This window comes from Johannesbaptistia floridana, assembly GCF_057440575.1.
Map to the genome: position 1 here is coordinate 1 of NZ_JALKVM010000013.1, position 13,728 is coordinate 13,728.

At 40.2% G+C, this 13,728-nt stretch carries 9 protein-coding genes; 3 read left to right on the plus strand and 6 right to left on the minus strand.

Translation table 11 applies throughout. The features are described from left to right. On the plus strand, positions 1–1,042 hold a 1,042-nt coding region (locus MW688_RS01010; RefSeq protein ID WP_486734043.1), incomplete at its 5' end, for a tetratricopeptide repeat protein. Positions 1,043–1,980: 938 nt separating this feature from the next. Here the strand turns inward: MW688_RS01010 and MW688_RS01015 are convergent. The 4 genes from MW688_RS01015 to MW688_RS01030 form a co-directional block, all read right to left on the minus strand. Beyond that, positions 1,981–3,558 (minus strand): cobyrinic acid a,c-diamide synthase CobB, encoded by a 1,578-nt coding sequence (locus MW688_RS01015; protein WP_486734044.1) that lies wholly within the window; start codon positions 3,556–3,558, stop codon positions 1,981–1,983. 2 nt (positions 3,559–3,560) lie between these two features. Continuing rightward, positions 3,561–4,931, minus strand: a complete 1,371-nt coding sequence (gene opcA / locus MW688_RS01020; RefSeq protein WP_486734045.1) for a glucose-6-phosphate dehydrogenase assembly protein OpcA — start codon at positions 4,929–4,931, stop codon at positions 3,561–3,563. An 85-nt stretch (positions 4,932–5,016) separates the two neighbouring features. After that, positions 5,017–6,546, minus strand: coding sequence for a glucose-6-phosphate dehydrogenase (zwf, locus tag MW688_RS01025; RefSeq protein ID WP_486734046.1), 1,530 nt, complete (start codon positions 6,544–6,546; stop codon positions 5,017–5,019). 36 nt (positions 6,547–6,582) lie between these two features. After that, on the minus strand, positions 6,583–8,946 hold the full coding sequence (locus MW688_RS01030; protein WP_486734047.1) for a glycogen debranching protein: 2,364 nt from the start codon (positions 8,944–8,946) through the stop codon (positions 6,583–6,585). 453 nt (positions 8,947–9,399) lie between these two features. Between MW688_RS01030 and gatA the strand changes: the two genes are divergently transcribed. After that, positions 9,400–10,848 (plus strand): Asp-tRNA(Asn)/Glu-tRNA(Gln) amidotransferase subunit GatA, encoded by a 1,449-nt coding sequence (gene gatA, locus MW688_RS01035; RefSeq protein WP_486734048.1) that lies wholly within the window; start codon positions 9,400–9,402, stop codon positions 10,846–10,848. Between the two features lie 511 nt (positions 10,849–11,359). On the opposite strand, the gene MW688_RS01040 is transcribed toward gatA, so the two are convergent. Next, positions 11,360–11,572 (minus strand): hypothetical protein, encoded by a 213-nt coding sequence (locus MW688_RS01040; protein WP_486734049.1) that lies wholly within the window; start codon positions 11,570–11,572, stop codon positions 11,360–11,362. A 683-nt stretch (positions 11,573–12,255) separates the two neighbouring features. After that, the gene (locus MW688_RS01045) at positions 12,256–12,939 is read right to left on the minus strand and encodes a TIGR04283 family arsenosugar biosynthesis glycosyltransferase (RefSeq protein ID WP_486734050.1); all 684 of its coding nucleotides are present in this window, start codon (positions 12,937–12,939) and stop codon (positions 12,256–12,258) included. A gap of 14 nt (positions 12,940–12,953) precedes the next feature. On the opposite strand from MW688_RS01045, the gene MW688_RS01050 reads away from it, so the two are divergent. After that, the gene (locus tag MW688_RS01050) at positions 12,954–13,724 is read left to right on the plus strand and encodes a DUF6816 family protein (RefSeq protein WP_486734051.1); all 771 of its coding nucleotides are present in this window, start codon (positions 12,954–12,956) and stop codon (positions 13,722–13,724) included. The last annotated feature ends 4 nt before the right edge of the window (positions 13,725–13,728 follow it).

The following is a 13,728-nucleotide window of genomic DNA, read 5'->3' on the forward strand; positions in this document are numbered from 1 at the left end:
CATAGATTCATACAACCAAGCTTTGAAAGTTAACCCTAATCATGACAATGCTTGGAATAATCGCGGTGTTGCTTTACATAAGCTAGGCAGGTATGAAGAGGCCATAGATTCATACAACCAAGCTTTGAAAGTTAACCCTAATCATGACTATGCTTGGGATGGTCGCGGTCTTGCTTTGGGTAACCTAGGCAGGTATGAAGAGGCCATAGATTCATACAACCAGGCTTTGAAAGTTAACCCTAATCATGACTATGCTTGCACTAATCGCGGTAATGCTTTGGGTAACCTAGGCAGGTATGAAGAGGCCATAGATTCATACAACCAAGCTTTAAAAGTTAACCCTAATTATGACTATGCTTGGTATAATCGAGGTGTTGCTTTAGATAAGCTAGGCAGGTATGAAGAGGCCATAGATTCATACAACCAAGCTTTGAAAGTTAACCCTAATAATGACTATGCTTGGGATGGTCGCGGTCTTGCTTTGGGTAACCTAGGCAGATATGAAGAGGCCATAGATTCTTTTGACCAAGCTTTGAAAGTTAACCCTAATTATGACTATGCTTGGAATAATCGCGGTGTTGCTTTAGCTAACCTAGGCAGGTATGAGGAGGCCATAGATTCTTTTGACCAAGCTTTGAAAATTAACCCTAATTATGACAATGCTTGGACTAATCGCGGTAATGCTTTGGGTAACCTAGGCAGGTATGAAGAGGCGATAGATTCATACAACCAAGCTTTGAAAGTTAACCCTAATTATGACAATGCTTGGAATAATCACGGTGTTGCTTTATATAACCTAGGCAGGTATGAAGAGGCCATAGATTCATACAACCAAGCTTTGAAAGTTAACCCTAATGATGACAATGCTTGGTATAATAAGGCTTGTTGCTACGCTTTAACTCAACAAGTAGATTTAGCCGTCAAATATCTTCAACAGGCTATTACTCTAAATCCAAAATATCAAACACTAGCAAAAACTGATACAGATTTTGATTCAATTCGCGATAATATCTCTTTCCAACAACTGATTGCCGAGAGTTAAAATTAACAAATCCATATCAAATAAAGTGGCACTAGCTTTTTCTGATGAATGACAATGTTTACACAAATATATTATTACTTTTTAAATTTTATAGCAATAAGCTAAAAAAAAGTAGGGGCGCAAGGCTTGCGCCCTCATTTATAGCAACTCGCATTGTAGATGTTTACAACTGTGATAAAAACCACCCCGAGGTTACCTCATATCAAAGCACCAAAACAAAAGTACAGAAATTGGCCGACAAGGGAGAATCAATTTTTAAGCGCGATCGCATTAATTCTTTAACTCATTACTTCAAAACTTCAAGACTTCAAAACTTCAAGACTTCAAGACTTCAAAACTTCAAGACTTCAAGACTTCTTACTCGTTACTCATTACTCATTACTCGTTACTCATAATTCATCCACAACCAGTAACATTTGGGTTTTGATGCTTTGGTGTGAGTTGGGGAGATCTGTAAATCTAAATATTGTTAACACGAACTACTGCTATAAATGTCTATTTGGTGCGTTACGGCCATTCATGATATTCTGGTGAATTTCTCAGGTTTTATGTCGGCTAATACGCACCCTACAATCTAATCTAAATTTTATAGCAATAAGCTAAAAAAAGTGGAAAGTAGGGGCGCAAGGCTTGCGCCCTCATTTATTATGCTAAAAAAAGTTCATTTTTGTCTTTTATAGCAGACGGGGTGACAACAAGCTTAAGGGGGTTGGGGAGATCTGTAAATCTAAATATTGTTAACACGAACTACTGCTATAAATGTCTATTTGGTGCGTTACGGCCATTCATGATATTCTGGTGAATTTCTCAGGTTTTATGTCGGCTAATACGCACCCTACAATCTAATTACTCATTACTTAACCACCACGCACCCTACAATCTAATGTGGAATTTGGACTAAAGTCCAACTACGAACCTGGTTTTTAACTGTTGTATACTTAATTTGGATAAGTGCGATCGCCTAAACTTTTTTCTACAAACCTTTTAACCAAATGTGGATAAACACCGAAGTGAAGATGAATATAAGAGGCATGAAGATTATCTAACTGCCATCCTTCGTAATTATCTTTGATTCGCCACAGAGGTTGAGTGGGAGAGGTGGTTAATTGAGAGCGATGAAATTCATGTCCCCAGATTTGCTCTCCTACTGATACAATCGGACTGGATTCTATAGCGCAAGCTTGACGATAACCAAGAGTGAGTTTAGGAGTCATTACCGCAGTTGTGGGTAAAATCCCCAGTAAATCCCATACCCGATTATCTAAGTCAATTAACTTTTCAGCTAAATACATTAATCCTCCGCACTCTGCATAGGTGGGGATACCCTGAGAAATAGCTAGTCTTAAGGCTTGAATCATCGGCTGATTGGCGGCTAATTCCTCTGCAAAGATTTCAGGATAACCACCACCAAGGTAAATTCCCTGGATATTGGGTGGTAATTTTGGATCACGAAGGGGACTCCAGGGAATTAATTGTGCGCCATAATCTTCTAGTAAATCTAAATTATCTTGATAGTAGAAATTAAAAGCGTGATCCCGCGCCAAGGCAATTCTTACGGGTTGTTTATTTCCCTCGGGTAACTCATGTATTTGGCTTGGTGAAATATTTCTAGGAGAGAGTAGAGGTAATAATTCTGACCAATTGAAAGCAGAAGCAGCTATAGAGGCTAATTGCTGGGTAACTTTACGAAAATTAGCTATTTCTGTGGGTATAACTAAGCCTAGGTGCCGAGAAGGTAGAGATATTAAATCTTGACGTCTAAATACACCAAGAATAGGTAAATTTAGAGGGGTTAAGGCTTTAGTAAGTAATTCTAAATGGCGATCGCTCCCTACCCTATTTAACACTACTCCCGCCAATTCTATTCGGGGATCAAAAGAACGATAACCGTGGGCTATTGCCCCTACAGATGTAGATAGAGAAGCACAATCAATTACTAATATAACTGGTAGATTTAACAGGCGAGAAATATGAGCAGTGCTGCCAAAATCAAAACAATCATCTTGGAAACCAATACTGCTTTGATAAGAATCAAGGGTTTTCTCCTGAGAAAGCAGAGGAATAGGACTGGGTAGGGCAGAGGGGTCTTCGGTTTTCTCCCCTGCTCCCCTGCTCCCTGCTCCCCTGCTCCCTGCTCCCCTGCTCCCTGCTCCCTGCTCCCTGCTCCCCTGCTCCCCTGCTCCCTGCTCCCCTGCTCCCCTGCTCCCTTGCCGCCTTAACCGAGCAGTATTTTCTCGGGGACTTCCATCAAATAAGCCCATCACGCCTTCTATGAGGGTATAATCTACCCCCTGGCTGTGACGGGCAAAACAAGAACGTACATAATCACCTGAGGTAAGAACTGGGTCTAAATTACGGCAGGGGCGCTGGGTAATCAGACTATGGAACATAGGATCTATATAGTCTGGTCCCACCTTAAAAGATTGTATTTTGTGCCCCTGGTGAGCTAAATAGGACAATATCGCCAAAGTTATGGTAGTTTTGCCCTCTCCAGAACGACAACCCGCGATTATCAAACTTATGCCTCTTCAACTAATTTCAGTATAGAGTAAGCTAAATTCATGCTTTTTTGATAAAGTGCATCAGGACTACGATTCTGTAATTGTTGACCCAGGAGAATTTCGGTGTTTTCCTGGTGTATAGCGCTCACCTGTTCAATGCGACAGGATTGAGCACCGCCACTAGCTTCCATACGCATACATCCTGCCGTTGCTGAACACAATACAGTACAACAATCAGCTTCTTTATTAGTAGAATTGAGACGTAAACTAATCAAATCTCCCAAGATATTGCCCCAATCGGCGATAGGAATCCCGGCTAATTCCACATTAATTTCACGTCCTTGGTGAGTAGTTAATTGAATCTTTCTGATATCATACTGACCGCCTTCGTACTGATAGGATACGGGACGCCAATTTAGACAACTAGCCAACCAACCTAGGTACATAATCGCTTGAGTTATATTACCCTGTTCGTAGTCTATTGTTACTTCGTCGATTTCATAAATAGAATTACGACGTTCAGGAGGGTCAAAAGCTTGGGCTGCTAGTTCCTGCCAAGGTGCTAATCTGGACCAATTTAAATCAGCGATTTTAATTCCTTGGTCTAGGAGTTCCCCAATCAATTTTAGATCAGATAGAGGTTGATTAAAAGTACTTGAGTCGATGATAATTACATCAACATCTTGATACATGCGTTTAAATAGAGAGTAATCTGGTTCTGGGGTAGCCTTCCACCAGATATAGCGAGGCAACTCCGAGATAAGCAAAGCGGAGATGACACCACCGATTCTTTCTAAAGCTTCTGCTGTTCCCTGAAGACTGATATATTCACAACAAATCAAACTACTCTGGCTACGTTTTTGAATGGGACAGTAGGCAGATACTTGGGCGGTTACGCCTTCGTCTTCTTCATGAGTAGGACAGAGAGTAATAATTCGACAGGGGTTAGAAGCGGCGATCGCATCTGCTATCCCTGCTCCTTGTAAGTCTTTACTGTAGTGAGTTACAGCGTTCACTTCTGCTGCTGATAGTTCTCCTTTTGCTTGAGCTTTTTTAAAGCTTTCTTGTAGTTTCTCCTGCAACTCAGGGGTTGATTTCCCGGTAACTTCCAGATTATATTCTTTTTGGGCTGCCTTGATTGCTGCGATAGTTTTTGGACCTGTGAGACCATCAATCGGACCGTGATAGAAATCCAAAGCAGCCAAGAGGCGCTGTGTTTCTTCTGGTTCGTAGACTAGTAATGTAAATGTAGTTGCACGAGTTGCTTTAAGGCCATCTTCATTACCATGATAACCTTGCCAGATATTCCTTAGTTCTGTCTCAATATCATCGATGGAGACATCTTTAGGAGATTGTAAAGATACTAAGGGAGTAGATGATTGAACCATAATTAATAATTCCAAATCTGAGTTTAATAATGAGATACTTACCACCAAAAAAGAGGAGGTAAGTTATGAACAAGTTAGCTCTATTTTATAACCTACGCCACTGACGACCATCTTTATTAATCAAAAGTTCAGCTTCTAGAGGTTGCCAAGTGCCTGCTTCATATTGAGGTATAAGATTAGGGTCGCTAGGTTCTTCCCAAGCATTGAGAACTGGAGTTACCACCCGCCAAGCTTCTTCCACTTCATCAGAACGAGTAAATAGAGTTTGATCTCCCAACATACAATCTAGGAGGAGACGATTATAGGCATCAGCCGTAGCCATACCAAAAGAAGAACCATAACTAAAGTCCATATTTACTGTACGACTCCGTAACTCTGTTCCCGGCATTTTTGCTTCAAAACGTAGAGAAATACCTTCATTAGGTTGAATTCTCATAGTTAACACATTAGCATTAGTTTGGTGAGCTGCCGATTCAAAAATTAATAGGGGTACTTGACGGAATTGGATAGCGATTTCGGTAACTTTTTTCGGGAGACGCTTTCCAGTACGTAGGTAAAAGGGTACTCCTTGCCAGCGCCAATTATCTACTTCTAACTTGAGAGCTACAAATGTAGCTGTAGTGGAATTAGGGTTAACATCTGGTTCTTCTCGATATCCAGGTACAGGTTTTCCTTTCATCCAACCTGCCTTATATTGACCTCGTATGGCTGCTTGTTCTAGATTTTGCATATCTGCTAGTCTAGTTGCCTGTAAAGCTTTTACTTTTTCGTTACGGATGCTATCAGCATTGAGGCCGTTGGGGGCTTCCATAGCTGTGAGACAAAATAGCTGGAGTAGATGGTTTTGGACCATATCTCTAAGGGCACCTGAAGTTTCATAGTAACCTGCGCGGTCTTCTACTCCCACAGTTTCTCCCACAGTGATTTGTACATGGTCTACATATTGGCGATTCCACAGGGGTTCAAAGATAGCATTAGCAAAACGAAAGACCAAGAGATTTTGTACTGTTTCTTTACCTAGATAGTGGTCAATCCGATAAACTTGTTCTTCTTTGCATACCTGTTGCACAATTTTATTCAGAGTTTGCGCTGTACCCAAATCCTTACCAAAGGGTTTTTCAATCACTACCCGATGTTTAATCGGATCATTAATCATCCCAGCTGCGCCGAGGTTTTTTAAGCCTGGAGGGAAGAATTTTGGGGATACCGCTAAATAAAAGACGCGATTACCCATGGTGCCCCGAATTCCATCTAATTCTTCTAAGAAAGCTTTGAGTTTTTGATAGCTTTCTGGGTCATCCATATTTCCCGAACAATAGAATAAGCCTTCGGCAAAACTCGACCAGATTTCCTCATTACCGATACCATCTGAGAATTGTTCGACACCTTCGCGCATTTGTTCCCGGAAATAGTCATGACTCCAGTCGCGACGGGCAACACCCACTACAGTTATTTCTGGCGGGAGTTTGCCATCTTTTTTCAGTTGATAGATAGAGGGAACTAATTTGCGTTGGGTGAGGTCTCCAGAGGCGCCAAAAATAACTATGATTAAAGGTTCTGGAATTCTTTCTTGTGTGAGTCCAATCCGCAAGGGATTTTCTAAGAGAGTAGCCATAGTTGAATATTGTTAATTAGAAGTTTACTTGTTTATCTATACAGGAATTTCTTCTAGTATAGCGATCGCCCAGGGTTCTACTTCGTAGTAGTCTTTAATAACTTCTGCCAGGGTAATTTCCCAAAAATTATATTCTGGTTCAGCCCAACCTGCTGTATCAATGATACGTTTCCATTGATTTTTATCTAAATAGGATGGTACATTAAATCTTATTTTTTCAGTGTACATATTAATCAGTACGATAAAATCATGATCATTTACTTCGCTACCATCGATACGTAGACATATACAGCGATCTCCTGATTGCAAATTACTACTGCCATCATTTTTAGTAAATAGGTAAGTAACATCATCCCCGGAGTCTAGCACCATATCTGCATATTTGCCTTGTCTTAAGGCTAAATGATTCTGACGTAAGTGAGTTACGTAGCTAACGAAACGAAATAGGGGATTAACATCTTCTTGATTACTACCCGTGCCAAAATTATTATGATAGGGACTATCTGGGTAACCTGTAGCCACGGTATGAGGTGACTTAGTGGCGATCATCTCATAGTTATTCCAGGTAGCAATACTATCAATGTTATAGGGATTATTATTGCCATTTTGGGTACGTCCGAATTCATCTCCCCAAACTACCATGGGTACACCCCGAGACATAAATTGAATAGTCCAAAAATTGCGTAACCGTTGCCTCCTAAAGGCGTGATCCCCGTATGAATCCCAGGAGTTATTATCATCAGCGCCTCCATCGGATGGTCCAAAAGGCCAAGGATTATAATTATTTTTGTGATTGTAACTAACTAAATCCATTAGGGTAAAACCATCATGGGCCACGATAAAATTAATAGAGTGTTGTGGTCCACCTTGGTCAGCAAAAAAATTATAGTCACCATTCACACTGTCGATAAAATTCCAGACATTGCCATCGCCTTTGAGAAATTTGCGCACTGAATCCCGATAATGACCATTCCATTCTCCCCAACCTCGAGGAAAGTTACCTACTTCATAACCCCACATATCCCAAGCTTCAGCGATCATTTCTGCTTGGAATTCATCTCCTAACTTGCGAATATTAGTAAGAAAATCTCCTTCGGGGAAAAAATGTTTGTGATTTTCCCAAGCTTCTCGATGAAAAGCATCGGGTTTTCTCCCCAATACTGGTGCTAAATCGAAGCGAAAACCATCTACTCCCATTTCTTCTAACCAGTAGCGCAATGAATCCAAAACTAAGTTTTGAGTTACACTTCTAGAATAGTTTAATTGGTTACCACAGCCTGTGGCTCCATCTACGATATAGTTATTATGAGTTAACTGATAATATTCTGACGCATCAAAACCACCAAAGCAAACAAAACCAGTGGTATTTAGATCTCCTTCCCAGTTACCTCCTTCCCCAGTGTGATTATAAACCACATCTAGATAAACTTCTAAACCTTCGTCGTGAAAAGCCTTAACCATAGCTTTAAATTCTCTGGTTGGTCCTCCTGGAGATTTATCGTAGGCGTAACGACGGTCAGGGGCAAAATAACCGAAAGTCATATAACCCCAATAGTTACCAGCAGGTCTGTCATCTTGGTTGAGGTCGTTAGCAGTTTCTTGTACTGGTAACAATTCAACGGTAGTAAACCCCAAAGCTTTGATATATTTAGCCATATAAGCTGCACCCGCATAGGTACCGCGATAAGCTTCAGGTACATTAACCACCTCTTCATATCCTGGTATATTTTGAAGAATATCCTGTAACTTACATGCTGATTCATGTCTAGTTAGTCCCCTTACATGGGTTTCGTAAATAATAGATTCTTCTGGGGTTAAATAGGGTCTTTTCCCCGTATCTTTCTCATCTTTAGCCAGAACAATTCCTTTTGGTGCCCATTTACCACTATCATACTCTCGGCACTTAACTCCTCGGTAGGGAAAGTCTCCCGTTGCATACATTTGCATTGTTTGCCCTGCCGCTAACATCTCTGGTGTTTCTACATCGTGAGATAATTCTCTAGCATAGGGGTCAAATAAGATTTTATTGGGGTTAAAACGGTTTCCTTGGCTATCTACATCCTCTTTAAAGCCTAGATTACTATTACCTCTTTGCCAACCTTCTACATATTCCCAATTAGGTCCCCAACAGCGAAAAGCATAGTAGGTACCCGGTTTTAGTCCAGTTACTCGGACACGCCATATATTATCTTCTGGATTTTTTACCATTAAATATTCTTGACTAGCATCTTCCTCCGTGGGTTTCTCGTAGATTTCTAATAAAATCCGCGTCGCATTACGAGAATAAACCGCGAAGGTTACGTAAGTATCGCGATAATGGGCTCCAAGAGGATAGGTAGCTTTACTTAATTCCTCATTGTCTGGTTGAATGTCTTTGGTGTCGATCGCTGGACTATCCATATTTATTCCTCTATTTTCTCAATTACTATTAAATCTAAAATTCTCAACAAATCTCTAAAAGAATAGATTTATTTTATTTTTTGGCAAGTCTCGTAGATTTTTTGGCGATCGCCCTTTTGAGTAATGAGTTTTGAAGTAATGAGTAATGAGTTTTTTTTAGTATTTATACTTACTGTTTTGAACCAAAAAACCCACCGAAACCACTAAATGAATGAATTTTTCTGACCGCTAAGTTAGTACAAGAGTACTGGTGCTTTGCTCTCAGTCTAACCGCAGACCACCAAATCTAAGACTTTGTTGGGAGACTTAAACCGATTGGGCGAGGCACAAAGGCTTTACTTTAACTAAAAATCTTCCCTCTCTTGCCTCTCTTGCCTCCTGCATAGCTGCCTCGCCCGAAGGGGATTAAAAAGTATACAATATTTGGTATTTGTAAAGGGATAAAATATAAAAATGACGTCTATTCGTGAGTTACACCAACAACTAATAGAAAAAAAGTGTTCAGCAGTAGAAATTACTCAAGCCTATTTAGATAAAATCGCCACATTAGAACCAAAAGTACACAGTTTTTTAACAGTGACAGGAGATAAAGCTTTATCTCAAGCCAAACAAGTAGATGAGAAATTAGCAGCAGGAGAAGATGTGGGCATTTTAGCCGGAATCCCTATTGCTGTTAAAGATAATCTTTGTACTGAAGGGGTAAAAACTACCTGTGGTTCTAAAATTCTGGGAAATTTTGTACCTCCCTATGAATCTACAGTAACTCGTAAACTGCAAGATTCTGGGGCAGTTATTCTAGGGAAAACAAATCTAGATGAATTTGCTATGGGAGGTTCTACAGAAAATTCCGCCTTCGGCATGACGGGAAATCCCTGGGACTTATCTAGGGTACCTGGAGGGTCTTCTGGAGGTTCTGCCGCCGCTGTGGCCGCTGATGAATGTGTGGTAGCTTTAGGGTCTGATACTGGGGGGTCCATCCGTCAACCTGCTTCTTTTTGTGGAGTAGTAGGAATGAAACCAACTTATGGCCTAGTATCTCGCTATGGTTTGGTTGCCTATGCTTCTTCTTTGGATCAAATTGGTCCTTTTGCTAATAGTGTGGAGGATGCAGCAATTTTACTAAAAGCGATCGCCGGACAAGACCCCCAAGATTCTACTAGTATTAAGGTGGAAATACCTGATTATCCCAGCTTACTCAAACCTGAGTTACCTAAAAAAATCAAAATCGGCATTATTGAAGAGACTTTTGGTGAAGGTATAGATTCAGAGGTGGCCGATACTGTCAAAACAGCGATTCAAGAGTTGGAAAAGCTGGGTGCTGAAGTGAAAACTATTTCCTGTCCTCGTTTTCGCTATGGTTTGCCTACATACTATATCATCGCCCCCTCTGAAGCTTCTGCTAATTTAGCCCGTTACGATGCTGTTAGATATGGTTTGCGCCAATCGGGAGATAATCTTCTATCTATGTATACTCAAACTCGTGCCGAAGGCTTTGGAGTCGAGGTTAAGCGTCGAATTATGTTAGGTACTTATGCTTTATCTGCTGGTTACTATGATGCTTACTATCTGAAAGCTCAAAAAGTGCGTACTTTGATTAAACAGGATTTTGAAGCAGCTTTCGCTGAAGTAGATGTTTTAGTTTCTCCTACGGCACCTAATACCGCCTTTAAGGCAGGAGAAAAAACCGCCGATCCTCTGAGTATGTATTTAATGGATTTGATGACTATTCCTGTTAATTTGGCTGGATTACCCGGAATTAGTGTTCCCTGTGGTTTTGATCAACAAGGGTTACCTATTGGTATGCAATTAATCGGTAATGTTTTACAAGAATCTCTCTTGCTACAAACTGCCTACGCTTATGAACAGGCAACTCCTTGGCATACTCATAAACCTTCTCTTTAGGTGTAAAGGGCGATTTTCAATTATGCTTATGATTGGCGATCGCCCTTTTGAGTCTTGAAGTAATAAGTAATGAGTAATGAGTTTTGAAGTCTTGAAGTTTTGAAGCAGCATTAGTAGGGTGTGAAGCGTGCGAAGCCCGTAACGCACCTAGATGAGTAATGAGTTTTGAAGTAATGAGTAATGAGTAATGAGTAGTACTTGTAGTAGTAGTAGGGTGCGTTAGGCTGTCGTTATCTTTGGGAAATCACAAGTAAGATAACGGATTGCCGTAACGCACCATTAGATGAGTAATGAGTAGTACTTGTAGTAGGGTGCGTTAGGCTGTCGTTATCTTTGGGAAATCACAAGTAAGATAACGGATTGCCGTAACGCACCATTAGATGAGTAATGAGTAATAAGTAATGAGTAATGAGTAAGAAGGTAGCCTGTAGTCAGATGAGTAATGAGTTTTGATTTTATTTTTGTCCAGGATAACGCCCCTACATATTCTTTCTACGATATGAAAAAAATATTAAGGATTTCGATAAGCCTTCACAGATTCAATAGCAATGCCCACAGGAGGAAGGAAAAGTTTAATTGTTTCAATTGTTGCTGCCATACTCGCTGATACTAAACGTTGTTTTAATTGAGGTTCATTAACAATAGTAGCTTCAACCACTTGAGAATCTCTTAACTCAGGGCAATTTGCTTCGGCTGTCTTTACTTTCTGTGACGCATCTGACATATTTAGGTTGTTTTGATTCTTCTCAAAGTAATCTAACAAAGTGGTGAGTAGTAGGGTGCGTTAGGCTGTCGTTATCTTTGGGAAATCACAAGTAAGATAACGGATTGCCGTAACGCACCGTTAGATGAGTAATGAGTAGTTGTAGGGTGTGAAGCGTGCGAAGCCCGTAACGCACCATTAGATGAGTAATGAGTAACGAGTAATGAGTAATGAGTAGTACTTGTAGTAGGGTGCGTTAGGCTGTCGTTATCTTTGGGAAATCACAAGTAAGATAACGGATTGCCGTAACGCACCGTTAGATGAGTAATGAGTAGTTGTAGGGTGTGAAGCGTGCGAAGCCCGTAACGCACCAAATTATGTCAGTAACCTGCAAGATATGAGTCTAATGAGCCGAACACTACAACGAGCACAGCTATATTTATTATTGTGATTGGCGATCGCCTGCAAAACATCTTTTTCTAACGCATATCTTGCACCAGAACTTATGTACTAAATTAACCTCAGAAAAAGTTCATTTCTCGTATTTCCCATATCTTGCACTCGGTATACCAATTTTTAAGCGTTGAGCATCAATTCTTTAACTCATTACTTAAAGACGTAAAGACGTAAAGACTTCTTACTCGTTACTCATTACTTATTACTTCAAGACTCAAAAGGGCGATCGCCCGGCAAAACATCTTTTTCTAACGGCGCGTAACGCTATAAAACCTAGCTAGTTTTTCAGGAGATATACCCCCCCAATAGCCAAGAATCATGAGTTGATTAATTAATGTGGTTTTAAATACTCCTAACTTTTGCCAACGGCGTCCAGAAGTTAATACAGGTTGAGGAATAATTCTAATTTTACCCCTTTGGCGCAGTTGATAAATTAATTCAAAATCTTCCATAATGGGGATGAGGCGAAAACCTCCCATATCCTTGAAGGTAGTCGCCAAAAGAAAAATACCTTGATCGCCGTAGGGAAAAGATAAGTAACGGGAGCGCAAGTTTACTGAAGTTTCTATCAAACGCAGGGATTTTTGTTCTCCCTGTATTTGTAAACTAAAAGCTCCTGCTATAGTCCTAGGCTGTGCTATAGTTTGCCTAATAAGCTCAAGATAGTTGGACGGTAACAAGGTATCAGCATGGAGAAAGAGTAAAATATCTCCCTTGGCTTTGGCGGCACCTAAATTCATTTGAAAAGCGCGACCTCTTTGTTGAGAAATAATAACTTGATAGCCGAAGGATTTGGCGATCGCTACTGTATCATCACTACTACCGCCATCGACCACAATCACTTCTACCTCACTACTACTCCCAATACCTGTGAGTATGCTCCCTAAATTGTCAGCTTCATTTAAAACAGGGATAATAATGGTTAGATCCATTAATCAAAATTCAGATGAGACTTTTTAAAACTATTTGCTTAATTCTAATACTACTACTTCTTAGTACCACTTCAGCAGCCCAAGCCGCAGAGTTAACCGAACGTTTAGCTAAATTTCCCCATTGGCAGAGTAAACCTGAGGTGGAATTACCTAATGGCGAATTAATCTACCCTTCTTGGATGGAGGGAACTTGGTCTGTTACTAGTACCCTAGTAGAACAGGTAGCACCTTTAGCACCTGCTCTAGTTACACCAGGTTTTGTGGAGAATAGTAAATATTTAAATCAAGCAGTAGAATTCAAAGTAAGATTTTACAAAAACTATTTTTTTAATACTAAAAAATCAGTTATCCCAGCAGCAGTCCCCAAAAAACTACCTATAGTTCCAGATCGCGCTTTCAATGGCTTAAATATCGCTCAAGCTTACCTAGGTGGCGATAAAATTATCACTGTGAAAGTAGATCCAAATAACCCCAACAAACAAATAACTTATTTATCTCCCCAAGGAAAAGTAATATCTCAAGTAACTGGCAGAAAAACTGAAAAAATAGGCGATAATCGCTTCATAGCTACAGAAATGATTAAACAAATTTTTCGCCGTCAAGGCAAAATCTACTTCAACGAAGTAGAAACAACTACTGCTTATTTACTTACAGAATCCGGTAAAATCAAAGGAGAACAAATTACCGCCATTTACTTATCACCACAAGACCCTAATTATTTCAAAGCCGTTAATCATCCTGTAGCCTTATATCGTTATAATTTAGAATTATTAGCAACTTACTAATATA

What these genes read in the sequence shown, in the direction of transcription:
- opcA (WP_486734045.1), bottom strand. Translation starts at nt 4,931, where the DNA reads ATGGTTCAATCATCTACTCCCTTAGTATCTTTACAATCTCCTAAAGAT.
- gatA (WP_486734048.1), top strand. Translation starts at nt 9,400, where the DNA reads ATGACGTCTATTCGTGAGTTACACCAACAACTAATAGAAAAAAAGTGT.
- MW688_RS01040 (WP_486734049.1), bottom strand. Translation starts at nt 11,572, where the DNA reads ATGTCAGATGCGTCACAGAAAGTAAAGACAGCCGAAGCAAATTGCCCT.
- MW688_RS01045 (WP_486734050.1), bottom strand. Translation starts at nt 12,939, where the DNA reads ATGGATCTAACCATTATTATCCCTGTTTTAAATGAAGCTGACAATTTA.
- MW688_RS01050 (WP_486734051.1), top strand. Translation starts at nt 12,954, where the DNA reads ATGAGACTTTTTAAAACTATTTGCTTAATTCTAATACTACTACTTCTT.
- MW688_RS01030 (WP_486734047.1), bottom strand. Translation starts at nt 8,946, where the DNA reads ATGGATAGTCCAGCGATCGACACCAAAGACATTCAACCAGACAATGAG.
- zwf (WP_486734046.1), bottom strand. Translation starts at nt 6,546, where the DNA reads ATGGCTACTCTCTTAGAAAATCCCTTGCGGATTGGACTCACACAAGAA.